This window comes from Sphingomonas zeicaulis, assembly GCF_050433225.1.
Lineage (GTDB): Bacteria > Pseudomonadota > Alphaproteobacteria > Sphingomonadales > Sphingomonadaceae > Sphingomonas_D > Sphingomonas_D zeicaulis.
This window is the reverse complement of record NZ_JBNPXQ010000002.1, coordinates 245,591-268,536: the sequence shown is the minus strand read 5'-3', so window position 1 is coordinate 268,536 and position 22,946 is coordinate 245,591. Positions and strand designations below refer to the sequence as shown.

Annotated in this window: 22 protein-coding genes; 14 read left to right on the top strand and 8 right to left on the bottom strand. The window is 66.6% G+C overall.

Going from position 1 to position 22,946, the window contains the following annotated elements:
* Positions 1-354: a hypothetical protein gene (locus tag FHS96_RS10410; RefSeq protein WP_429590459.1), complete on the bottom strand. Its 354-nt coding sequence runs from the start codon at positions 352-354 to the stop codon at positions 1-3.
* 106 nt (positions 355-460) lie between these two features.
* Here FHS96_RS10410 and FHS96_RS10405 point away from each other — a divergent pair, with 106 nt between their 5' ends.
* Genes FHS96_RS10405 through FHS96_RS10390 form a run of 4 tightly spaced genes read left to right on the top strand, consistent with a single transcriptional unit; the run spans position 461 to position 3,127 of the window.
* Positions 461-874 carry a VOC family protein gene (locus FHS96_RS10405; RefSeq protein ID WP_429591752.1) on the top strand — a complete coding sequence of 138 codons (414 nt, stop codon included), beginning with the start codon at positions 461-463 and terminating at the stop codon, positions 872-874.
* 2 nt (positions 875-876) lie between these two features.
* Positions 877-1,941 (top strand): NAD(P)H-dependent flavin oxidoreductase, encoded by a 1,065-nt coding sequence (locus FHS96_RS10400; protein WP_429590457.1) that lies wholly within the window; start codon positions 877-879, stop codon positions 1,939-1,941.
* 6 nt (positions 1,942-1,947) lie between these two features.
* Positions 1,948-2,676: a hydroxyacylglutathione hydrolase gene (gloB, locus tag FHS96_RS10395; RefSeq protein WP_429590454.1), complete on the top strand. Its 729-nt coding sequence runs from the start codon at positions 1,948-1,950 to the stop codon at positions 2,674-2,676.
* A 52-nt stretch (positions 2,677-2,728) separates the two neighbouring features.
* Positions 2,729-3,127 carry a DUF6491 family protein gene (locus tag FHS96_RS10390; RefSeq protein ID WP_429590451.1) on the top strand — a complete coding sequence of 133 codons (399 nt, stop codon included), beginning with the start codon at positions 2,729-2,731 and terminating at the stop codon, positions 3,125-3,127.
* A 104-nt stretch (positions 3,128-3,231) separates the two neighbouring features.
* Here the strand turns inward: FHS96_RS10390 and FHS96_RS10385 are convergent, their stop codons facing one another.
* The 3 genes from FHS96_RS10385 to FHS96_RS10375 all read right to left on the bottom strand — a co-directional run bounded on the left by FHS96_RS10385 (position 3,232) and on the right by FHS96_RS10375 (position 7,837).
* The gene (locus FHS96_RS10385) at positions 3,232-5,019 is read right to left on the bottom strand and encodes an AMP-dependent synthetase/ligase (RefSeq protein WP_429590448.1); all 1,788 of its coding nucleotides are present in this window, start codon (positions 5,017-5,019) and stop codon (positions 3,232-3,234) included.
* A 34-nt stretch (positions 5,020-5,053) separates the two neighbouring features.
* Entirely contained in the window at positions 5,054-6,724 is a 1,671-nt protein-coding gene (gene ggt / locus FHS96_RS10380; protein WP_429590445.1) for a gamma-glutamyltransferase, read from the bottom strand.
* Positions 6,725-6,802: 78 nt separating this feature from the next.
* Positions 6,803-7,837: a quinone-dependent dihydroorotate dehydrogenase gene (locus FHS96_RS10375; protein ID WP_429590443.1), complete on the bottom strand. Its 1,035-nt coding sequence runs from the start codon at positions 7,835-7,837 to the stop codon at positions 6,803-6,805.
* 290 nt (positions 7,838-8,127) lie between these two features.
* Here FHS96_RS10375 and FHS96_RS10370 point away from each other — a divergent pair, with 290 nt between their 5' ends.
* The 8 genes from FHS96_RS10370 to FHS96_RS10335 all read left to right on the top strand — a co-directional run bounded on the left by FHS96_RS10370 (position 8,128) and on the right by FHS96_RS10335 (position 14,642).
* On the top strand, positions 8,128-8,976 hold the full coding sequence (locus FHS96_RS10370) for a helix-turn-helix domain-containing protein (protein ID WP_429590440.1): 849 nt from the start codon (positions 8,128-8,130) through the stop codon (positions 8,974-8,976).
* Between the two features lie 133 nt (positions 8,977-9,109).
* On the top strand, positions 9,110-9,520 hold the full coding sequence (locus FHS96_RS10365) for an SUF system Fe-S cluster assembly regulator (protein WP_429590437.1): 411 nt from the start codon (positions 9,110-9,112) through the stop codon (positions 9,518-9,520).
* A 1-nt stretch (position 9,521) separates the two neighbouring features.
* Complete coding sequence (gene sufB, locus FHS96_RS10360) at positions 9,522-10,991, top strand: Fe-S cluster assembly protein SufB (RefSeq protein WP_429590434.1); 1,470 nt, start codon at positions 9,522-9,524, stop codon at positions 10,989-10,991.
* 55 nt (positions 10,992-11,046) lie between these two features.
* Positions 11,047-11,790 (top strand): Fe-S cluster assembly ATPase SufC, encoded by a 744-nt coding sequence (gene sufC / locus FHS96_RS10355; protein ID WP_429590431.1) that lies wholly within the window; start codon positions 11,047-11,049, stop codon positions 11,788-11,790.
* A complete protein-coding gene (locus FHS96_RS10350; RefSeq protein ID WP_429590428.1) occupies positions 11,787-12,584 on the top strand; it encodes a SufD family Fe-S cluster assembly protein in 798 nt (265 codons plus the stop codon). The genes sufC and FHS96_RS10350 overlap by 4 nt, the downstream gene beginning before the upstream one ends.
* Positions 12,581-13,840 (top strand): cysteine desulfurase, encoded by a 1,260-nt coding sequence (locus FHS96_RS10345; protein WP_429590425.1) that lies wholly within the window; start codon positions 12,581-12,583, stop codon positions 13,838-13,840. Before FHS96_RS10350 ends, FHS96_RS10345 begins: the two co-directional genes overlap by 4 nt.
* A complete protein-coding gene (locus FHS96_RS10340) occupies positions 13,837-14,289 on the top strand; it encodes an SUF system Fe-S cluster assembly protein (RefSeq protein ID WP_429590422.1) in 453 nt (150 codons plus the stop codon). Before FHS96_RS10345 ends, FHS96_RS10340 begins: the two co-directional genes overlap by 4 nt.
* Positions 14,286-14,642 carry a HesB/IscA family protein gene (locus FHS96_RS10335; RefSeq protein ID WP_429590420.1) on the top strand — a complete coding sequence of 119 codons (357 nt, stop codon included), beginning with the start codon at positions 14,286-14,288 and terminating at the stop codon, positions 14,640-14,642. The genes FHS96_RS10340 and FHS96_RS10335 overlap by 4 nt, the downstream gene beginning before the upstream one ends.
* A gap of 129 nt (positions 14,643-14,771) precedes the next feature.
* Here FHS96_RS10335 and FHS96_RS10330 read toward each other — a convergent pair whose 3' ends face one another.
* Entirely contained in the window at positions 14,772-15,659 is an 888-nt protein-coding gene (locus FHS96_RS10330) for a LysR family transcriptional regulator (protein WP_429590417.1), read from the bottom strand.
* Positions 15,660-15,743: 84 nt separating this feature from the next.
* Here FHS96_RS10330 and FHS96_RS10325 point away from each other — a divergent pair, with 84 nt between their 5' ends.
* Positions 15,744-16,706: an NAD(P)H-binding protein gene (locus FHS96_RS10325; protein WP_429590414.1), complete on the top strand. Its 963-nt coding sequence runs from the start codon at positions 15,744-15,746 to the stop codon at positions 16,704-16,706.
* Positions 16,707-16,708: 2 nt separating this feature from the next.
* Here FHS96_RS10325 and FHS96_RS10320 read toward each other — a convergent pair whose 3' ends face one another.
* Complete coding sequence (locus tag FHS96_RS10320; protein WP_429590411.1) at positions 16,709-18,292, bottom strand: Na+/H+ antiporter; 1,584 nt, start codon at positions 18,290-18,292, stop codon at positions 16,709-16,711.
* Between the two features lie 176 nt (positions 18,293-18,468).
* Between FHS96_RS10320 and FHS96_RS10315 the strand changes: the two genes are divergently transcribed.
* Positions 18,469-18,897: an OsmC family protein gene (locus tag FHS96_RS10315; RefSeq protein WP_429590408.1), complete on the top strand. Its 429-nt coding sequence runs from the start codon at positions 18,469-18,471 to the stop codon at positions 18,895-18,897.
* A 35-nt stretch (positions 18,898-18,932) separates the two neighbouring features.
* On the opposite strand, the gene FHS96_RS10310 is transcribed toward FHS96_RS10315, so the two are convergent.
* Entirely contained in the window at positions 18,933-20,375 is a 1,443-nt protein-coding gene (locus FHS96_RS10310; RefSeq protein ID WP_429590405.1) for a nucleoside hydrolase-like domain-containing protein, read from the bottom strand.
* Between the two features lie 121 nt (positions 20,376-20,496).
* The gene (locus tag FHS96_RS10305) at positions 20,497-22,776 is read right to left on the bottom strand and encodes a TonB-dependent receptor (protein WP_429590402.1); all 2,280 of its coding nucleotides are present in this window, start codon (positions 22,774-22,776) and stop codon (positions 20,497-20,499) included.
* Between the last annotated feature and the right edge of the window lie 170 nt (positions 22,777-22,946).

Below are 22,946 nucleotides of genomic sequence, written 5' to 3'. Positions count from 1 at the left end.
TCAGAACGCGCGTCGCAGCGTGATCAGCACGCGGTTGCTGACGATGCCCGGCGCGATCACATGCCCCTGCAGCTCCGCGCCGAGGGTGGTGTTCTCGTCGAACCCGAAGGTGGCGCGGGGAAGTTGCGGTTCGGGCAGCGCCCGCAGCGGCCGGTAGCGGTGGCGCGCCTGCCGGTCGCGCGCGCCGCACACGACGATCTCGTCCCCCTCCCCCCGATCGCACTGCACCGTGACGCGCGTGCTGACCGGCTCCTCCGCCTCGGCCATGTCGCGAAGGTCGAAATCGATCGGTTCGGGTGGTGGCGGAGGCGGCACTTCGGTGGCCTGAAGCAGGAAGGCGGCAAGCAACGGCATCGGCGACTCCCCGTGATCGGGCAGGGGCACCATCGTTACCGATGAAGGCGGCATTGTGGCCACGCGCCCCCTCGAAAACGTCATGGCCGCCAGCTACATTGCGGCCATGAAATATCTCCACACGATGATCCGCGTCACCGATCCCGACGCCACCGTTCGCTTCTTCGAGCTGCTGGGCCTCAAGGAGGTGCGCCGCTTCGACAATGAGAAGGGCCGATTCACGCTGATCTTCCTCGCCGCGCCGGGCAATGAGGATGCGCAGGTGGAACTGACCCACAATTGGGATCCGGAAGCCTATGGTGGCGGCCGCAATTTCGGCCACCTCGCCTATCAGGTCGACAATATCTACGAGACCTGCCAGCGGCTGATGGATGCTGGCGTGACGATCAACCGCCCGCCGCGCGACGGCCACATGGCGTTCGTGCGCACTCCCGACAATATCTCGATCGAATTGCTGCAGGACGGGCATCTGGAACCCGCCGAACCGTGGTCGTCGATGCCGAACACGGGCGTCTGGTAAGCATGGCCGCCGGCCACGCCTTCGCGGCGGTCGGCGCCGAAGCGCCCGTCATCCAGGCACCGATGGCGGGGGCCGGCGGCGTCGAACTGGCGGTCGCCGCGATCCGGGGCGGCGCGGTGGGGTCATTGCCCTGCGCGCTGCTCGGCGCGGAGGCGGTGATCGAGCAGGTCGCCGCGGTGCGGGCGGCGGCGGCGGGGCCGATCAACCTCAACTTCTTCTGCCACACGCTTGTCGAAACCGTGGACGACAGCGCGTGGCGGCAGCGGCTGGCGCCCTATTATGCCGAATATGGCGTCGGCCCGCCTGAGACGGCACCGGCGCTGCGCCGGCCGTTCGATGCGGCGATGGCCGAGGTCGTCGAGACCGTCCGGCCCGAGATCGTCAGCTTCCATTTCGGGCTGCCCGAGCCGGCGCTGCTCGATCGGGTGAAGGCGAGCGGCGCGCTGGTCCTTTCCTCGGCGACGAGCGTGGCCGAGGCGCGCTGGCTGGCGGCGCGCGGCGTCGACATGGTGATCGCGCAAGGCTTCGAGGCGGGCGGGCACAGCGCGCGCTTCCTGCCCGCGCCGCCGGGCACCGAGGTCGGCCTGTTCGCGCTGCTGCCGCAGATCGTCGACGCGGTGGACGTGCCGGTGATCGCCGCGGGTGGCATCGCCGATGCGCGCGGCATCGCCGCCGCCTTCGCGCTGGGCGCGAGCGCCGTGCAGATGGGCACCGCCTATCTCCATACCCCCGAAGCGACGATCGGCGCGGCGCATCGCGCGCTGCTGCAGGGCGAGGCGGCGGCGGTCACGCGCTTCACCAACCTGATCACCGGTCGCCTCGCGCGTGGCTTGCCCAACCGGCTGATCGAGGAGGTCGGTCCGGTCAGTGCCGACGCACCGCCCTTCCCCCATGCCTCGACCGCGCTCGCCGAACTGAAGAAGGCGGCGGAGGCGCAGGGCCGCACCGATTTCTCGACGATGTGGAGCGGCCAGGCCGCCCGCCTCGGCACCCCCGAACCCGCCGAAGCGCTGACGCGCCGGCTCGTCGCCGAAACGCTTGCCGTTCTCGCGCGCCTGAAGGATTGACCCGCCATGATCGAGATCGCCCGCATCCCAGTGCTCTCCGACAACTATGTGTGGCTGGTGCATGAGCCCGAAAGCGGCGAAACGACCGTGATCGATCCGTCGGTGGCCGAACCGGTGCTGGCCGAAGCGGCGCGGCGCGGCTGGCGGATCAGCCAGATCTGGAACACGCACTGGCACCCCGATCACACCGGCGGCAATGCCGAGATCAAGGCCGCGACCGGTTGCACGATCACCGGCCCCGCGGGTGAAACCGCCAAGATCCCGACGCTCGACGTCACTGTTGCCGAGGGCGATCGCGCGCTGCTGGGCGCGATCGAGGCGCAGGTGATCGACGTGCCCGCGCACACCGCCGGCCACATCGCCTATTACCTGCCCAGCGAAGGCGCGGTGTTCGTCGGCGACACCTTGTTCGCGATGGGCTGCGGCCGGCTGTTCGAGGGCACGCCCGAGCAGATGTTCGCCAATATGCGCAAGCTGGGCGCGCTGCCCGGCGACACCAACGTCTATTGCGCGCACGAATATACCCAGTCCAACGGCCGCTATGCGCTGGTCGCCGAGCCCGACAATGCCGACATCGCCAGCCGGATGCGTGCCGTGGATGCGGCGCGCGCCGCGGGCGAGGCCACCGTGCCGACAACGATCGCGCTCGAACGCGCGACCAACCCGTTCATGCGCGCGCGTGATGCCGCCGAACTCGCCGAGCGCCGCGCCGCGAAGGACAATTTCCGCGGCTGACCATTGCCTGCCGATCCGCTATCTTGCGCGGCGGGGGTAGAAGGAGAATCCTATGCGCCGCCCGTTCCTGATCCTGTTGCCGGCCTTGGCCGTCATCGCCGCCGCCCCCGCGGAACCGCCGCGCACCGAGCGCGCTGCGAAGGAACTGGCCAGTGCGCTCAAGGATCGCGTGCCCGGCAAGCCACAGCGCTGCATACAGACGCTGCAGACCCGCGCGACGATCATCGATGGCCGCACGCTCATCTATTATGAGGGCCCCAACCGCGTGTGGCGCAACGAACTGCCCGAGGCCTGCCCCTCGCTGCGCTGGAGCAGCACCCTGGTGAGCGAGGTCTATGGCGGGCAGATCTGCGACGGCGATCGGGTGCGGGCGATCGATCCCGGGATGAGCATTCCAGGGCCGTTCTGCCGGCTGGGCTCGTTCGTTCCTTATGAGAAGGTGAAGAAATAGGGCTGGGATCGGACGCGATTTTCGGGGCCACCCATCCCTCGACTTCACTCGGGGTGAACGGAGGGGGAGGTCGACTGCGGCCGCTCGCGTGAGCGGCCAGCCCACTACCCCCGATACAGCGCGTCCAGCCGCGCGCCATAGACCTGCTTCACGATATGCCGCCGGATCTTGAGCGACGGGGTGAGCTGCTCATTCTCGATCGCGAACGCGGCATCGGCGATCGCAATCCTCCGCACCTTCTCGATCACCGACAGATCCTGGTTCACCCGGTCCACCGCCGCCATCAGCGCGGCGCGGAACGGGGGGTGTTCGCGCAGCAGCGCCGGGTCCGCGGGCAGGCCGTTGGCCTGTGCGAATTCCTTCGACCATTCGGGATCGGGCACCAGCAGCGCCACGACATAGGGCTTGCGATCGCCATAGATCATCGCCTGGAAGATTTCGGGCTGGAGGGTCAACATGCCCTCCACCTTCTGCGGGGCGACGTTGTCGCCCTTGTCGTTGACGATCAGATCCTTCTTGCGATCGGTGATGACGATACGGCCCTTCGCGTCGAGATGGCCGATGTCGCCGGTCAGCAGCCAGCCATTCTGCAGCACGCGCTGCGTTTCCGCCTCGTTGCGCCAATAGCCGTGCATCACCAGTTCGCCGCGCACCATGATCTCGCCATCGTCGGCGATCTTCACTTCGACCTTGTCGAGCGGCGGGCCCACCGTGTCCATCTTGATGCCCGCCTTGGGGCGGTTGCACGAGATCACCGGCGCCGCCTCGGTCTGGCCATAGCCTTGCAGCAAGGTGAGCCCCAGGCTGTGGAAGAAGGTGCCGATATCGGGGTTGAGCGGCGCGCCACCGGCGACCAGCGCCTTCATCCGCCCGCCGAACCGCGCGCGGATCTTGGGGCGCAAGGTGCGCTCGATCAGCAGGTCCATCGGCTTGTCCCAAAAGGGGATCTTGCCCGTGGCCAGTTCCTTGGCGCCGAGGCTGAGTGCGCGCTTGAGCAGGCGCGGAGCGAGCCCGCCCTGCTTCTCGATCGCCTTGACCACGCGCTGGCGGAGCACCTCGAACAGCCGCGGCACCACCACCATGATCGTCGGGCCGACCTCCTCGATATTGGCCGCGAGCTTTTCCAGCCCTTCGGAATAATAGATCTGGGCGCCCAGGCCGATCGGCAGGTGCTGGCCGCCGCTATGCTCATAAGCGTGGCTGAGTGGCAGGAAGGAGAGGAACACCTCGTCATCCCAGCCGAAATCCTCCTCGATGATGACGACGCAGCCGGCGACATTGTGGAGGATCGCGCCATGATGCTGGCGCACGCCGCGCGGCGCGCCGCCGGTGCCGCTGGTGTAGATGATGCAGGCGAGATCCTCGCGCTGGAAATTCGCCGCCGCCGCCACTGCGTCGACATCGCCCTCGCCGGATACCAGCCGGTCGAACCGATGGAAGGCGACCGAACTCGACTGGCCGACGCGCAGATCCTCGAAGCCGATCACGATCGACGCCTGCGAGCGCAGCACCGCTGGCATCAAGGTGCGCGCGAGCTTGTCGGTGGAAACGATCACCGCGCGCGCCTCGCTGTTGTCGAGGATGTGCTGGTGATCGCGCGCGGTGTTGGTGGTGTAGGTTGGCACCGTCACGCAGCCCGCGGCCATGATCGCCAGATCGGCGATGCACCATTCGGGCCTGTTCTCGGAGACGAGCACCACGCGGTCGCCCGGATTCAGTCCCATCGCTTTAAGCGCAGTGGCCAGCGACGCGACCTTCTGCGCCGCCTCGGCCCAGCTGATCGACGTCCATGCGCCGTCGCGCTTCGCCCACAGGAAGGGTGCATCGCCCTTTTCCCGCGCGCGGGTGAAGAACATCGTCACCAGATTCGGGAAATGCTCCAGCGTGCGCATCATCTCTCCTGCCGGCGGGTCCGACCGCCCTTTTCTATTCTTTGAGGGCAACGCCCTCGCTGCGCGGATCCGCCGCGCCGGTCCAGCCGCTGCCGGTCCACTGCACGGCATTGACCTTCGAGCCGAGATCGACCGGCTCCACCTTTCCACCAAGCTTCGCCATCGCCGGCGCCATCGCGGCGAGCGGCGTGCCTTCTTCCACCAGCACCGCATCGCGGCTGAAATAGATGTTGGGCAGCGCGATCGCGTCCTCGGCGCTCAGCCCGAAATCGAGCACGCCGACCAAGGTCTTGGCGACATGCATGATAATCCGCCGCCCGCCCGCCGAACCCAGCGCGAGGATCGGACGATCCTTTTCATCATAGACGATCGTCGGCGACATCGAGGAGAGCGGCCGCTTGCCCGCCTCCACCCGGTTGGCGACGGGGGCACCATTCTTCTCGGGTGCAAAGGTGAAATCGGTCAGCTCGTTGTTGAGCACCATGCCATTGGCGATGAGCTGGCTGCCGAACGGCCCCTCCACCGTCGAGGTCATGGTGACGACGTCGCCGTCGCCATCGACCGCGACGAAATTGGTCGTCGACGGCACCTCGCTGGAAACCGCCGCGGTGCGCGGTGCCGAACCCGGCGGCGTGCCTGGCTCATAGCTGGCGAGCGAGCGCGTGGTGGAGATCAGCTTCGACCGCCGCGCAACATAGGCCGGGTCGATCAGCCCGGCGATCGGCACCGCCACGAAGTCGGTATCGCCGAGATAGGTATCGCGATCGGCATAGGCGAGCTGCATCGATTCGGCGATCAGGTGCCAGGCGACGGGCGAATCCTTGCCGAGCTTCGCCATGTCGAACCGTTCGAGCTGTCCCAATATCTGGATCACCGTCGTCGCCCCCGACGAAGGCGGCCCCATGCCGCAAATTTTGTAGCGGCGATAACGTCCACACACCGGCGGGCGTTCCTTGGCGCGATAGGCGGCGAGGTCCGCTGCGGTGAGCTGGGTGGGGTTGCGCGAGGCGCCCGCGACGGCATCGACGATCGCCTGCGCTGCCTCCCCCTTGTAGAATGCGTCGGGGCCCTCGGCGGCGATGCGCTTGAGCAAGGCGGCAAGCGCCGGATTTTTGAGCATCGCGCCCTGCGGCAGCGGCTTGCCATCCGCCTGATAGATCGCCCGCGCCTCGGGAAAGTCGTTCCACAGCGGCGCGAGGCGAACGAGCGTCGCGGCGAGCGTGCGGCTGACCGGCGCGCCCTCCTCCGCCAGCCGGATTGCCGGCTGGAAAAGGTCCGCCCAGGGCAGCTTGCCCCATTTCTGATGGGTCAGCGCCATCAGCCGGATATTGCCTGGCACGCCGACCGACTTGCCGCCGGGGAAGGCCTGACCGTAAGGCATCGGCTTGCCGTCCGCGCCGAGAAACAGCGCCGGCGAGGCGGAGGCGGGCGCCGTCTCGCGCCCATCGATCGTCTCGATCATCCCCGACTTGCCGTCATGATGGACGAGGAAACCGCCGCCACCAATGCCCGAGGATTGCGGCTCGACCACGGTCAGCGCGAGCATCATCGCCATCGCGGCATCGGCGGCGCTGCCCCCCTTGCGCAGGATTTCCTGCCCCGCCGCCGCGGCCCGCGGATCGGCGGCGGACGCCACGCCACCCTCGGCGAAGGCGGATTGCGGAAGGAGGAGAAGGGCGAGAAGGATCAGGGCACGACGGATCATGCGGAGACAGTAGGCGGCATGGTGGGAAACCGGAACCGGGATTTTGTCGGTGCCGCCTCTCCCTCTGAAGGGTAGGGCCTAGGCGTCGGTCCCCACCGCAGCGGCCAGCGTTGCATAGCCCGCCGCGCGCAGCCGTTCCGCCAGCCCCGTCGCGATCCGTTGCGCCAGCCCGGGGCCGTCGTAGACCAGCGCGCTATACACCTGGACTAGGCTCGCGCCGGCACGAATGCGGGCCCAGGCGGCGTCCGCGGAATCGATGCCGCCGGCCGCGATCAGCGGCACCGCGCCGTTCGTCGCCGTACGAAAATCGCGCAGGCGCTGGAGCGCGAGGTCGCGCAGCGGCGCGCCCGAGAGGCCGCCGGTCTCGCCGGCGTGGCGCGATTTGAGTGCCGGGCGGCCGATCGTTGTATTGGCGACGATGATCGCGTCGATGCCGCGTTCCACCACCACCGCGGCGATATCCTCGATGTCGGCGGGCTCCAGATCCGGCGCCACCTTGAGGAAGATCGGGGTCGTCCCGGTCCGCGCCTCGATCACCCGTGCGAGCAGGTCGTCGAGCGATTCACGCGATTGCAGCGCGCGCAGCCCCGGAGTGTTGGGGGAGGAGATGTTGACAGTCAGATAATCCGCCACGGGCTCCATCGCGCGAACGCCGGCGACATAGTCGGCGATGCGATCCTCGCTGTCCTTGTTGGCGCCGATATTGACGCCGACGATCCCGCCGCGCCCCCGCCGTGCCGACAGTCGTTCGAGCGCCGCGACTTGCCCGCCATTGTTGAAGCCCATGCGGTTGATCACCGCGCGATCCTCGACCAGCCGGAACAGCCGCGGCTGCGGATTGCCCGCCTGCGGCCGTGGCGTCAGCGTGCCGACCTCGGCAAAGCCGAAACCGAGCCCGAGAATGCCGTCCGGGCAGGCCGCATCCTTATCGAACCCGGCCGCGAGGCCGACCGGGCTGGGAAAATCGAGCCCGGCGACGCGGCTGGCGAGGATCGGATCCTGCTGCGGTGCGGGCTTGCCGTTGCGCAACGCGAGCGCGCGCACGGTCAGGCGATGCGCGCGTTCGGCATCGAGGCGGAAGATCAGCGGACGGAGCAGCGAGTAGGCGGACATGGGCCCTCCTATGCCGCCAATGATGCGGCGTCGAGGCCGTGCCGCACCAGAATCAGTCTACTCTTGCAACCTTTTGCCTGCCTTCATTTTTATCCTTTCGAGAGTGCCCGATGTCGAATTTATACAATACGGAATCACTCGATTTGCATTACAGCCGCCCTGCGACCCGAAGGGCTCCTTGGTTTCGAGGGGTTCTTTTACTCGGCCCGGCCGGCTTAGCCGGCTGGGCCGCTTTTCTTTTGCTGGCCTGCGGAGTAAAACGCGCCACAGAACCACATACGGGCGCAACGGTGGGAAACATTTCGCTGGACTATGCGGCTCCCGCCGAGGAGTTGCGGGACTATCTGTCCGTCTTCTACGAATTTCGTGCGGATGTGCCCGAGTTCGAGGATCTCGAACGCGCCGATTTGGCGCAAATCCGCTTCATGCTGTCCGGCGACGGCGAGATGACCTTCGCCGACGGCAATGTGCAGCAGCCCTATGCCGTCACCATAGTCGGCCCCACCACAGGCATGACCAAGGTCACCGCGCAGGGGCCGGTGCGCATCTTCGGCGTCGGGCTGTTGCCCGCGGGCTGGGGCGTGCTGATGGGGATCGAGGCATCCTCGATGGTCAACCGGCTGGTGGACGCCACCGAGATCTTCGGCAAGGGGCTGCTCGACGTTGCCGATCGGATGCGCGGCGCCAATTCCCTCGATTCGCTCGTGGAGATCGGCAACGCGCTGATCCGCGAACTCGCGTGCCACGCGAAGGACAAGCCGTTCCAGTTTACCCGCATCGTCGACAATTGGCTGGCGAGCGACTTCTCCCCCGATGTGGAGGATCTGGTGATCGCGACCGGCCTTTCGCGCCGGCAGGTGGAACGCAACTGCAAGCGCCTGTACGGCGCGCCGCCCAAAGTGCTGGCGCGCAAATATCGCGCGTTGAAGGCCGCGATCCACCTCGCCAAGGGCGAGGCGGACCTGCACGACCTTGTCGTCGAAGGCTTTTACGATCAGTCGCACTTCATCCGCGAGATCAAGCATTTCACCGGCGTGACCCCCAAGCGCATCCGCGATGACCTGCCGACCCTTGCGAAGCTGACCTTGAAGCGGAGCGAACTGGCTGGCGAGGTGGCGCCGATCATCTACGAGACGTGATGCATTTAGCCCGCTCCCCTTGGGAGAGAGGGTTAACCGTCCCCCAGCCACACCCCTGCAATCAAGCCTTGACCCAAGGCCCCTTCACGCCCACATGGCCAATCGGAACGATTCACTCCGATTTGGGAACCTGATGCGCCTTTCGAGCCTCGCCGACTATGCGGTCGTCATGCTCTCCGCCGCGGCCCGCCACCCCGGCGAGGCTCGGCTGAGCGCGACACTGCTGGCCGACGAAACCGGCGTGCCGTTGCCCACGGCGCAGAAGCTGATGGGGCGGCTCGCCGCCTCGGGCCTGCTGCGTTCGGCGCGCGGCACCGGCGGCGGCTTCTCATTGGCGCGCAACCCCGACGAGATCACGCTCGCCGACATCATCGAAGCCGTGGAAGGGCCGATCGCATTGACTAGCTGTGTGGACGAAGCCCGCCACGATTGCGGTTTGGAAACGGCCTGCAAGGTGCGGCCCCACTGGAATGCCGTGAACGGCGCGATCCGCGCCTCGCTGTCGGGCGTGAGCTTGGCCGCGCTCGCGGCGGAGACGAACTGATATGGCCACCAAGAACGCCGAGGCGCTTGCCGCCGCCGAGAAGCTCGCCACCTATGAGTGGGGCTTCACCTCCGACATCGAACAGGATTTCGCGCCCAAGGGGCTGAGCGAAGACACGGTTCGCTTCATATCGGCCAAGAAGAACGAGCCGGAATGGATGCTCGAATGGCGCCTGAAGGCGTATCGCCACTGGCTCACGATGACGCCGCCGGACTGGGCGAAGCTCAACGTGCCGCCGATCGACTATCAGGACGCCTATTATTACGCCGCCCCCAAGGCGAAGGAAAAGCTCGGCAGCCTCGATGAGGTCGATCCCGAGATCCTGCGCGTCTACGAAAAGCTCGGCATCCCGATCGAGGAGCAGAAGGTGCTCGCCGGCGTCGAGGGCAGCCGCAAGGTTGCGGTCGACGCGGTGTTCGACAGCGTCTCCGTCGCCACCACCTTCCGCAAGGAGCTTGAGCAGGCGGGCGTCATCTTCCGCTCGATCAGCGAGGCGATCCGCGAATATCCGGATCTGGTGAAGAAGTGGCTCGGCAAGGTCGTGCCGATGCACGACAATTATTTCGCCACCTTGAACTGCGCGGTCTTCTCTGACGGCACCTTCGTCTATGTGCCCAAGGGCGTGCGCTGCCCGATGGAGCTGAGCACCTATTTCCGCATTAATGCGGAAAATACCGGCCAGTTCGAGCGGACGTTGATCGTGGCGGACGAGGGCAGCTACGTCTCCTACCTCGAAGGCTGCACCGCGCCGATGCGCGACGAGAACCAGCTTCACGCCGCGGTGGTGGAACTGGTCGCGCTCGACGATGCCGAGATCAAATACTCGACCGTCCAGAACTGGTACCCGGGCGACGCCCAGGGCAAGGGTGGCATCTACAACTTCGTCACCAAGCGCGCGCTGTGCCAGGGCCGGAACAGCAAGGTGAGCTGGACGCAGGTGGAAACCGGCTCAGCGATCACCTGGAAATATCCGAGCTGCGTGCTGGCGGGCGAGAACAGCGTGGGCGAGTTCTATTCGGTCGCGGTCACCAACAATTTCCAGCAGGCCGATACCGGCACCAAGATGATCCATCTCGGCAAGGGATCGCGCTCGACGATCGTGTCGAAGGGCATTTCGGCGGGGAAGAGCAACAACACCTATCGCGGCCTCGTCCGCGTCGGCCCCACCGCCGAGGGCGTGCGCAACTTCACCCAGTGCGACAGCCTGCTGCTGGGCGACCAGTGCGGCGCGCATACCGTGCCCTATATCGAGGTGCGCAATCCCAGCGCGCAGATCGAGCATGAGGCGACGACCAGCAAGATCAGCGACGACCAGCTCTTCTACGCGATGAGCCGCGGGCTCGACCAGGAAGCCGCGGTGGCGCTGATCGTCAACGGCTTCGCGCGAGAGGTGCTGCAGCAGCTCCCGATGGAGTTCGCGGTCGAGGCGCAGAAGCTGCTGGGGATCTCGCTGGAAGGAAGCGTGGGGTAACGGACGGCGGACCCCGCCTCCTTCCCTGCCAGGACAAGTCGAAAGTTCGAGAAGAATGCTGAAGATCGAAAACCTCCACGCCGAAGTCGACGGCAAGCCGATCCTCAAGGGGCTGACGCTCAGCCTCAATGCGGGCGAGATCCATGCGATCATGGGCCCCAATGGCGCGGGCAAGTCGACGCTCGCCTACACGCTCGGCGGCCGCCCCGGCTATGAGGTGACCGGCGGTTCGGTCGACTTCAATGGTGCCGACCTGCTGGAGATGGAGCCACATGAGCGCGCCGCCGCCGGCCTGTTCCTCGGCTTTCAATATCCGGTCGAGATTCCCGGCGTTTCCAACGTCCAGTTCCTGCGCGAGGCGCTCAACGCGCAGCGCAAGGGCCGCGGCGAACCCGCGCTGTCGGGCGCCGAATTCCTCCGGCTCGCGCGCACCCAGGCCGATGCGCTCGGGCTGGCGCAGGACATGCTCAAGCGGCCGGTGAATGTCGGCTTCTCGGGCGGCGAGAAGAAGCGCGCCGAGATGGTGCAGATGGGGATCATCGACCCGAAGCTGGCGATCCTCGACGAGACCGACTCCGGCCTCGACATCGACGCGCTGCGCGTGGTGGGCGACGGCATCAACCGGATCATGCGCAAGCCCGACAAGGCGGTGCTGCTGATTACCCATTATCAGCGCCTGCTCGATTATGTGAAGCCGGACTTCGTCCATGTGCTGAGCGCCGGCCGCATCGTCCGTTCGGGCGGCGCCGAGCTCGCGCTGGAGCTGGAGCGTGGGGGCTATCGGGACATCGCGGCGTGATCGACACCGCCCTTCCCACCCGCAAGGCCGAGGCGTGGCGCTACAGCGACGTCGAGGCGCTCGCCGGGATCTGGCCGACACCGGGTGCCGAGATCATCTCGGTGCCGGCGGGCGAATCCGTGTCGCGCCTGATCATCCAGGATGCGCCGGCCGATGCCGCGATCGTGCAGGATTATGAGGTCGTCCTCGGCGCCGGTGCGCGCGCGACCTTCCACATCCTCAACGCCGGCGGGCGGCTGGGCCGCATCGCCATCGACGTGACCCTGCACGAAGGCGCGCATTTCGAGCTGGCCGGCGCGATGCTGGGCAGCGGCCAGCAGACCGTGGAGATCGTCACCACCCTCACCCATGCCGAGCCCAATGCGACCAGCAACCAGGTGGTCCGCTCGATCCTCGGCGGGCAGGCGACGGGCAATTATCTCGGCAAGGTCGCGGTCGCGCGCGATGCGCAGAAGACCGATGCCAGCCAGTCGGTGAAGGCGATGCTGCTCGATCGCACCGCCACCGCCAACGCGAAGCCGGAGCTGGAAATCTTCGCCGACGACGTGAAGTGCGCGCACGGCGCGACGGTCGGCGAACTGGACGCGCAAGCCTTGTTCTACCTCGCCAGCCGCGGCCTGCCGCCGGCCGAGGCCAAGCGGCTGCTGCTGGAGGCGTTCGTCGCCGCGGTGTTCGAAGATATCGAAGACGAGACCGACAAGGCGCGCGTCGATGCGGCACTCGCCCAAGCGCTGGAGGGGCTTCTTGCTCCCAGCCCGCTTGCGGGAGGGGTTGGGGGAGGGCCTGTCGAATGACGAGCACTCTTTCAGAACAGGCCCTCGCCCGTCCCCTCCCGCACGCGGGAGCGGGGAAGGCTGCGGCGCTGGACTATTTGAGCGACTTCCCCGCCATTCCGGCTGATTGGGCCTATCTCGACACCGCCGCCACCGCGCAGAAGCCGCGTCCGGTGATCGCCGCAATCGACGCGGCCTATGCGCAGACCTATGCGACGGTCCATCGCGGCGTTTACGCGCGCTCGGCGGACATGACGCTTGCCTATGAGGCTGCGCGCCGCCGCGTCGCCGGCTTCATCGGCGCGGCGTCCGAAAACGAGATCGTCTTCGTTCGCGGCGCGACCGAAGGCATCAATCTCGTCGTGCAGAGCTGGGGGCTTTCGCACCTCAAGCCCGGTGACCGCGTGCTGCTGTCGATGCTCGAGCATCACAGCAACATCGTGCCGTGGCAGCTCATCCAGGATCGCACCGGCATCGTCATCGATGTCTGCCCGCTGACCGAGGATGGCCGCATCGATCTCGACGCGGCGGAAGCGATGCTGACGCCGGCGCACAAGCTGGTCGCGCTCGCGCATGTCTCCAACGTGCTCGGCTCGATCCTCGACGTGAAGCGCGCCGCGAAGCTGGCGCACGCCGTCGGCGCGAAGCTGCTGCTCGACGGCTGCCAGGCGGTGCCGCGGCTGCCGGTGAATGTCGGCGAGATCGGCTGCGACTTCTACGTCTTCTCCGGCCACAAGCTCTACGGTCCGACCGGCATCGGCGTGCTGTGGGCGCGGGGCGAGATCCTCGATGCGATGCCGCCCTGGCAGGGCGGTGGCGCGATGATCGACCGGGTGAGCTTCAGCGGCACGACCTATGCGCCGCCGCCGGCGCGGTTCGAGGCGGGCACGCCGCATATCGTCGGCACGCTCGGGCTTCACGCGGCGATCGACTATGTCGAGGCGATCGGCCTGCCGGCGATCCATGCGCATGAGACCGCACTGGTGACGGCGGCGCGCGAGATGCTGGGTGCGCAGAACAGCGTTCGCCTGTTCGGACCCGACGATTCCGCCGGGATCGTCAGCTTTGCGATCGAAGGGGTGCATCCGCACGACATCGGCACCATATTGGACGAGAACCAGGTGGCGATCCGCGCCGGGCATCATTGCGCCCAGCCGCTGATGGAGCATCTGGGCGTGCCGGCGACCGCGCGAGCGAGCTTCGGCGTGTACAACAATCTCAAGGATGTCGAGCGGCTTGCCGCCGGCATCGAGCGGGTGGCGAGAATATTCGGATGAGCGAAGGCAACGGCATCAGGATCGACGAGGTCGAGCATGTGGCCCCCCCGCCCAAGGCGCGGGTGGACGAGGAGGGCGCGCGCAAGCGCGACTATCTCGACGGCTTCCTCTCCACCAAGCCCGAGGAGATCGGCGCGGGCGAGCCCGGCGGCGACATCTATGACGGCGTGATCGACGCGCTGAAGGAGATTTTCGACCCCGAGATCCCGGTCAACATATATGATCTCGGCCTGATCTACGGTGTCGACGTCAGCGGCGGCCATGTCGTGGTGACGATGACCCTCACCACCCCGCACTGCCCGGTGGCGGAATCGATGCCGGGCGAGGTCGAACTGCGCGTCGGCGCGGTGCCGGGCGTCGGCAGCGCCGAGGTCAATCTCGTCTGGGATCCGCCCTGGGATCCACAGAAGATGTCCGACGAGGCCAAGCTGGAGCTCGGAATGCTATGAGCGACGTGAAGACCCGCACCCGCCCGGCCGCGATCCTGCTGACCCCGTCCGCCGAGGCGCGCATCGCCGATCTGATGGCGAGCGCCCCGGAAGGCGCGATCGGCGTCAAGCTCTCGACGCCGCGCCGTGGCTGCTCCGGCCTCGCTTACTCGGTCGATTATGTGACCGAAGCCAATGGCTTCGACGAGCGGATCGAGACGCCCGGCGGCACCTTCTTCGTCGATGGTGCGTCGATCCTCTACCTGATCGGCAGCACGATGGACTGGGTGGAGGATGATTTCACCGCCGGCTTCGTGTTTAACAACCCGAACGCCAAGGGAAGCTGCGGCTGCGGCGAGAGCTTCACGGTCTGACCGCTCCCGGCGAGGATAAGAGCGGACGATAAAAAGCGGAAATCGCCCCCTCTCCGTTCGCCCGAGCGAAGTCGAGGGGATTTGCGAGCGAAGCCGAGAACGGAGACCCGCTCGGAGCGAAGGGGGAGTTCACGCCCCATATTCCCGGAACGCCGCCACGAGATGGTCGAACAATGCCGCCACGCGCGGCAGCGCGCGCAGATTCTCGTGGGTGACGATCCAGGTATCGAGCGTCGCCACGACGAGGTCGGGCAGCACCGCGCGGAGTGACGGATCGGCGAGCGCAACGGGCCGTTGCGCCACGCCGATTCCCAGCCCGGCGCGGATCGCGGCGAACTGGGCGGGGTGGCTGTCGGTTCGGATCGCAAAGCGGCTGCGGTCGAGATCGGGAAAGACCTGCGCGACGATCGCGAGGTCGGCTGGCACGCAATCCGGCCCGATCATGTCGTGCACGCCGAGATCGGCCAGGCTCTCCGGCACGCCGCGACGCGCGAGATAGTCGCGATGCGCGAACAGACCGAGCGGAATAGACGGTACCTTCGCCGCGACCAGCGCTTCCTGCCGGGGGGGGTGCATGCGCACTGCGACGTCGACCTCCTGCTCAAGCAGGTCGGCGGCGCTGTTGCTCAGCACCAGTTCAATGCGCAGGTCGGGATGGCTGCGCCGCAAGTGCGCGAGCATCGCCGGAAGCACCGCAACCCCGACGAACTCGGACACGCCGAGTCGCACAACCCCCGCCGGCACGTCCGCCGCCGCGGAGGCGAGGCGCGCGAAAGCGTCCGATGCATGCGCCATCGCCCGGGCCGCCGCGCCCAGCGTGCGGGCCTGCGCGGTGGGGGTCAGCCCGCGTACCGACCGGGTGAAAAGCGTGGTGCCGAGCGCCCGTTCCAGCGCCTCGATCCGCGCGCGGACGGTGGGCTGCGCGACGCCGAGCTGCCGCGCCGCCGCCGACAGGCTGCCGCCATCGAGCACCGCCAGGAAGGCGCGCTGATCCTCCCAGTCGATCCGTTGATTCATCGATTATCTACCAGCCACTGAAGTCATTTCGACAATATCCTTCGAACCGGTCCGCCGCCATCCTTCGCGTGAAGGAGACGAACGATGAATGCGAAACCGACGGCATTGGTGCTGGGCGTGACGGGTGGCATCGGCAGCGCGACCGCCTGCGCGCTGCTGCGCCATGGCTGGAATGTGGTGGCGATGGCGCGCGATGCAGGCAAGAGGGCGCTGCTGCCGCCCGACGATCCCCGCGCGGGCATGAGCTGGGTGAAGGGAGACGCGGCCGACCCGGACGCGGTGCGCCGCGCGGCGGAGGGCGCGCAGGCGATCATCCATGCGGTCAACCCTCCCGGCTATCGCGACTGGGACAGGCTGGTGCTGCCGATGATCGACAGCAGCATCACCGCCGCCCGCACCACCGGCGCGCGCATCGTGCTGCCCGGCACCATCTACAATTACGGTCCCGATGCCTTCCCCGATCTGGTCGAGGATGCCCCACAGAACCCGCTGACCGCGAAGGGCAGGATCCGCGTCGAACTCGAACGCCGGCTGGAGGCGGCAGGCGTACCGGTGCTGATCGTGCGTTTTGGGGACTTCTTCGGGGGAAAAGAGGGCAACAACTGGTTCCGGCAGGGGCTGGTGACGCCTGGCACGCGCCTGGCTGCGATCACCGATCCGGGCCGCAAGGGCGTCGGCCATGCGTGGGCCTATCTGCCCGATGCAGCCGAGACGATCGGGCAACTGCTTGGCCGGGCCGACACGCTCGATCGCTTCGCGCGCTTCCACTTCGCCGGGCATTGGGACGCAGACGGCGGCACGATGATCCGCGCGATCGCCGCAGCGCTTGGCCGGCCGGACATGCCGGTGAAGCGTCTGCCCTGGCCGCTGCTCGGCCTCGCCGGGCTGGTCCAGCAGATGCCGCGCGAGCTCCATCGCATGCGCTATATCTGGCGCACGCCGATCCGGCTCGACAACCGGCGGCTGGTGTCCGTCCTCGGCAGCGAGCCGCACACGCCGCTGGCTGAGGCGGTGAAGACCACGCTCGACGCGCTGGAGGTGCGCTGACCTCAGGCCTTGGCGGAGAGAGCGCTCAGTTCTTCCAGGTCCAGGTCGCGCTCCAGATCGTGCAGTACGTCGTCGTCGATCTCACGCGCGCGGTGGAGGCGGATCAGCTCGGCACGGCCCGCCGCGATCGCCACCAGCACGAGATCAAAATGGGCATGCAGCCCATCGTGATAATGATCCTCGCGGCCGACATAGTTGGCAGAGATGCGCGCGCGCGCCTGATAGCGGTCGAGCAGTTGCGGGTGGATCAGCTTGCCGTCCTCATCATAGGCATTCTGCTCGACGGCACGGAGCTGTGCCGCCGCCATTGCCGCCTCCGCCTCGGCCACCGTCTTGCGCGGCGCCTCCTCATCGGCGTCGCCGAGGCGCATCAGGCGAATCAATGTGCCCAAGGTCGTGCCCTGCACCAGCACCGTCACGAGGATGACCGCGAAGGCCGCAACCAGCATGAAATCGCGGCCCGGCATGTTCTGCGGCAGGGTCAGCGCGATGGCGAGCGTCATCACCCCGCGCATCCCCGCCCAGCTGAGCACGGTGCCGGCCTTCACGCCGAGCGGCCGCCGCCGGGTGAGGCCGAGCCGCCTGAGCAGCGCCAGCGCCGCATCTGAGAGAAACACCCAGCCGAAGCGCGCCACCGTCATCGCTGCGACGATCGCCAGCACCGGCAGCGCCATCTGCTCGATCACCACCTCGAACCCGCCGACGCGATCGATCACGCCGCGCAACGACGATCCGATCAGCAAGAACACCGACGCTTCGAGCAGGAAGATCATCACCTGCCAGAACGACGTGCCGCGAAGTCTGACGTTCGCTGAAAACAGCACATGCTGGTACCAGCCGCAGATCAGCCCGGTCACGACGGTGGCGATGATGCCGGAGACATGAAGGGTTTCCGCCGCGATATACGCCGTCCAGCAGGTCAGCGCGGATCCGGCGATCATCAGATAATCATTACCCAGCCGCGGGATGATCAGAACCCAGAGCGCACCGATCGCCATGCCCACCACTGCGCCGCCGATCGCGAGCAGCGTGAAACTACCCAGCGCATCCGCCATGCTGAACGTGCCCGAGACCGCGGCGGCGACCGCGAAGCGGAACAGCACAAGACCGGTGGCGTCGTTGAACAGGCTTTCCCCCTCCAGCAGGGTAGAAACACGGCTGGGCAGTTTTACCCGCTGCAGCACCGCGCGCGCCGACACCGCGTCCGGCGGCGAGACGATCGCGCCAATCACCGTGCAGGCGGCCCAGGGCAATTCCGGCAGGATCAGATGGGCGACGAGCGCGACTGCCGCCGTTGTGAACACCACCGCGCCCACCGCGAGCGAGAAGATGCCGGCGATATGCTGCCGAAGATGTGCAAGCGACAGGAACCAGGCGCCATCCATCAGCAGAGGCGGCAGAAACAGCACCAGCACCAGTTCGGGATCGAGCGCGATCGCCGGCAGCCCGGGCAGGAAGGCGAGCGCGCTGCCGCCGGTCAGCAGCGCAACCGCGGGCGGCAGCCGGAGCCGTTGTGCAATATATTGCAACCCGATGATCGCGAGCAGCATCGCGATGACGAGTTCAAAAATCTCCAGCGGATGCATTCCTACTTCCCCGTCGTCGCACGACCCTATCGAATCGGATCGCGCGGTATAACCATCCGATCGGATGGGTGGCGAGGCACCAACCGCGATGTCATCATCATGACACCGGACGGCGCGCAGATAGCGTTTGCCGGCCTGCCCGCAACGCAGCGGCATCACACCAAGGAGACTGTCTCATGAAGATCGTACGCAAGGCTTCGGCGCATTGGGAAGGCGGGCTCAAGGATGGCCGTGGCGCGATTTCGACCGCCAGCGGGGCGCTCGATGCCTATCCTTATGGCTTTGCCAGCCGGTTCGAGGGTGTCGCCGGTTCCAACCCCGAGGAATTGCTGGGCGCGGCGCACGCCGCCTGCTTCACGATGGCGCTGACGCTCGTCCTCAGCGAATCCGGCCTTACTGCAACCACGCTCGACACCACCGCGCAGGTGACGCTGGAGCAGGCCGATGGCGGCTTCCACATCCCGTCGGTTGCGCTGACCCTGCGCGCCTCGATCCCCGGCGCCGATGACGAGACCTTCCAGGCAGCGGCCGCGAAGGCGAAGGCGAACTGCCCGCTTTCGAAGGTGATCAACGCCGAGATCAGCCTCGACGCCGCGCTGGTGTGATCCCGACGAGGGCGGTGCTTGCGCGCCGCCCTCGCTCACTCGACCACGTCGATGATCACCCGCTTGTAGCGCGTCAGCCTTGGTGAGCCGTGGTCGGTCACCGCCAGGATGATGTGCATCGTGCCCGTGCCGGGCGGGGCGACGCGGTTGGTCTTTACCGTCAGCCACGCCTTGGGCTGATCGGCATTGTTGATGTCGAGCCGCACGCCGCTGACCGAATTCATCATGCCGCGCGTGCCGGCTTCCTCATAGGCGAACCATTGATAGGACAGCGCGTCGCCGTCCGGATCGGTCGAGGCGGTGGCGCCGAGGTCGATGCGCGCGCCCGGTTTGGCGGTGATGAAGGCGGGATGATCGAGTTTCGGCACCGGTGGGTGGTTCGCCTCGTCATAGGGCTTTACCGTCCAGTCCATCCGCGCCGCGAAATCGTTCTGGAACGCGGGCCGCCAACGCCACACCGTCGCGTGGTTGGACGTGTGCCATTCGCCGTCGCGGCCCAACACCTCATCCTGCACATTGGTCCAGATCGGCCGCGTCTCGGGCGCGAGAAACCATTTCTCCTTCTTGGGCGTGTAAAGCTCGTAGCGGCCGCCCCAGCCGCCCCATTCGGGATGCGCGGGATCACTCAGGCCATTGTCGATCAGGTTGAGGAAGGAGGGGGTGTCCCCCTCCATCTGATAGATCCAGTTAGGATATTCCGCGCCCAGCACGCCCTTGTTGCGGATGTTCTGGTTGATCCACTCATTGCTCACCAGCGCGAAATCGGCGCCGTCGAAGCGGCCGTGGAATTTGTCGCCGCTGATGCCGATCCACGTCGAATCATGGAAGCTCACGCCGGGGCTGACGATGTAGAACAGGCCCGGGAATTCGCGGCGGATCCACGGCCCGCTATCGTCCTGATCCGAGATCGCATAGACGCGCAGCTTCGCGACGAACGCCGCCAGCGCCGCCTTCGAGCGCGTCTTACGGACCTTCCACAGCGCCTGGCCGAGCACACCGGGTCCACCCCACACGCTCACCCACAGCGGCCGCGCATCGGCGCGGTCGACGGCGCGGATGAGCGCCTCCGACCCCAGCGAATCCTTGCCCTCGCCAATCCCCGCCATGCCGTCGATCACCGGCCCACGCGAGATACCGGTGCGCAACGTATCGGCGGCGGGAAAGCCGGGTTCGTGCCGCTCCAGATTGTCGCGCACCTGGCCATACGCCGCGACCACCTTCTCGATCAGTTCGGGATGGACTCCGTCGCGGTGCCGCGTCGCGACCAGCCCCTCGATGTCGATCTGGTTGGCATAGGTCATCAGCCGGACCATCGACTGCTTGTCGTCGGGGTCACCGCCAATGTCGGAGAGGACGAAGAGGCGCGGCTTGGCGCGGGGCTGCGTCTGGGATTGGCCGGTGGCCGCGACGGGAGCGATCGCCAGCGATGCGAGCGCGACCACCGCTGCCGTGCGGAGCCATTGGGTGTGCGGGCGCATGGAAGATATCCCCTCTTCACCGCATCGGCGCGGCTCGGTTTCGTTTACCTTCGCTTATGCTTCGAATGGCTGGGATATCAAGGGGTATAGCCCCTCCTCTGAGGAGGAGGGGCTCAAGGCACTACCGCAACTTCCCTGTCAGCGAGACGCCGATGACGCGCGGTTCGTTGAGCACCGCGGCCATGTAGTTTTCGATCACGCCCTTGAGGTTCTTCTCGTTGGTGATGTTGCGCGCGAACAAGGCGACCTCATATGCGCCGTCGCCGCCGACATAGCCGAGCTTCAATCCGCCTTCGAAATTGCCCTTCGAGGTGAATTCCGGCGTCTCGTAGAGGACGAAGTTGGTGTAACCCTGTACGTTCCAGTCGGTCGCGATGAAGACCTTGCCGTCATCGGTGATCGGCAGGTCGTAACGCGCGGTGAAGCTGAGATTATATTTCGGCGCGTTGGGCAACGGGTTGCCGTCGATCTGGGCGAAGGTGTTGGCGCCGACACGGATCGTGGGATCCTCGACGGTGCAGACGATCACGCCGTTCAGCGCGCAGACCTGCGCATAGACCTGGTCGTCCTTGATCTCGGTGTGCAGCAAACTGAGGCCTGCGGTCAGCGAGAGGTTGGGGACGGGGCGCCATTCGGCATCGGCCTCGAAGCCATAGGCGTCCGCCTTGTCGGCGTTGAACAGCACGCCATTGCCGTTCGAATCATTGCCGTTGAGCTGGATATCGTTGACGCGCCAGGTGAAGGCGGTGGCGTTGAGGCGCAACGTGTTGTCGAACAGGCTGGTCTTGATGCCGGCTTCCCACGACAGGATGGTTTCCGAATCCGCGGTAGTGAAGTCGGCGTTGAACACTGCCGAGCGGCCCTGGATGGTGGGGCCGCGGAAGCCGCGCGCGACGCGGGCGTACAGGCTGACGTCCGGGCTTGCCTCATAGAGCGCGCTGATGTCCCAGCTCAGCTTGGTGTCGGACAGGCGGACGTCGGTGCGGCCGCGATAGGTGACGACGCCCGCCACCGTGTCGGCGGTCTTCAGCAGCCGCGTCTTCTTGGTATCCTCGGTCTCGCGCGCGCCGGCGGTGATGGTGAAGTTCGGCGCGACGCGATAGCTCGCCTGCCCGAACAGCGCCCAGGAGGTGTTGACGTTGCGCAGCCGCACCCAGTTGTTGGGGTTGCGCGCGGCGGTCGTCAGGAAGAAGGCGCGCTGATAGAAATCGGTGGTGTCGCGGCTGTCGAAATACATGCCGCCGACCTGCCATTTGAAGTCGCTGTCCCCGGTGCTGGCGAGGCGCACTTCCTGGGTGATCTGGTCGAGATCGCGGATCTGGCCCTGCGACTGGCCGAAGCCGATGCCACCGAAATCGGCCGCGGCACCGCCATCGGTGTCGCCGCGGCTGTAACCCGAAGTGGTCTCATAAGCGGTGATCGAGGTCAGCGCGACCGAACCGAATTCATAGGTCGCGTTGATCGAGCCGCCGTAGGTGTCATAGCCCTGCGGATTGTTGTCTGCCTCGTCATAGGACACGCGCTTGCGCGAAACCTCGGAAACGTCGTTCGAGCCCTTCCTGATCGCGTCGCGCAGGAAGAGCGTCGAGGTGCCGTCATACCAACGGGCGTGCACCGATCCCAGGATCGAGAAGCTCTCGGTGGGGGTGAACAGCAGTTGCGCGCGGATGTTGCGATCGTCGAAGCCGCCCATCGCATTCTTCTTCGGTGCGACGGTGCCATCGGCGCTTGTCCCCGCGAAGACATTGTCGACATAATCGTCGCGGTGCTGGATCAGGGTCGAGACGCGGAAGGCCACCTTGTCGGGGATGATCGCGCCGCCGATGCCGGCATCGACCGTGGCCGTGTTGAAGCTGCCATAGCTTGCCGAGGCGCGGCCCTGCAGATCCTGGGTCGGGCGGATCGTATCGAACTTGATGATGCCGGCGGTGGTGTTGCGGCCGAACAGCGATCCCTGCGGGCCCCGCAGCACTTCGACCTGGGCGACGTCGTAGACCGGGTTGGACTTGAGCACGACATGCTCGAGCACGACATCGTCCTGGATGATCGACACCGGCTGCGATGCGCCGAGGTAGAAGTCGATATTGCCCAGACCACGGATGTAGAAGCGGGGGAAGATGCGGCCCGTGGTGGTTTCCGCATACAGGCTGGGAATGCGGCCCGACAGCGCGAGCAACGTGTCGTCACCACCCGACTGGAAAGTGCGCAGATCGTCGCCGCCGGCCACGCCGACCGACACAGGCACCTTCTGCAGATTTTCCGAGCGGCGTTCGGCGGTGACGACGATGTCGGTCAACCCACCGGCGTCCTCGGGCGCGGGCGCTTCCTGCGCTAGCAGCGCCGTGGCGGGAAAGGCGGCGCCGGCAAGGATGGCGCATTTAAGCAAGGCGAGTCTGGACACGGAATACCCCCGAAACAATATGTTACAAACATGAGACAGGCAGGCGCGGACGACCGGCGGCGCGATCGCAAAAAAGATCGCCGCTGCCGGACGTTATGCGCCCGTCTCATGTGACTGCGCGGGCGGTTAGGCGCGGCCAAAGTCAGTTTGATGACAGCGACAAACGGTTC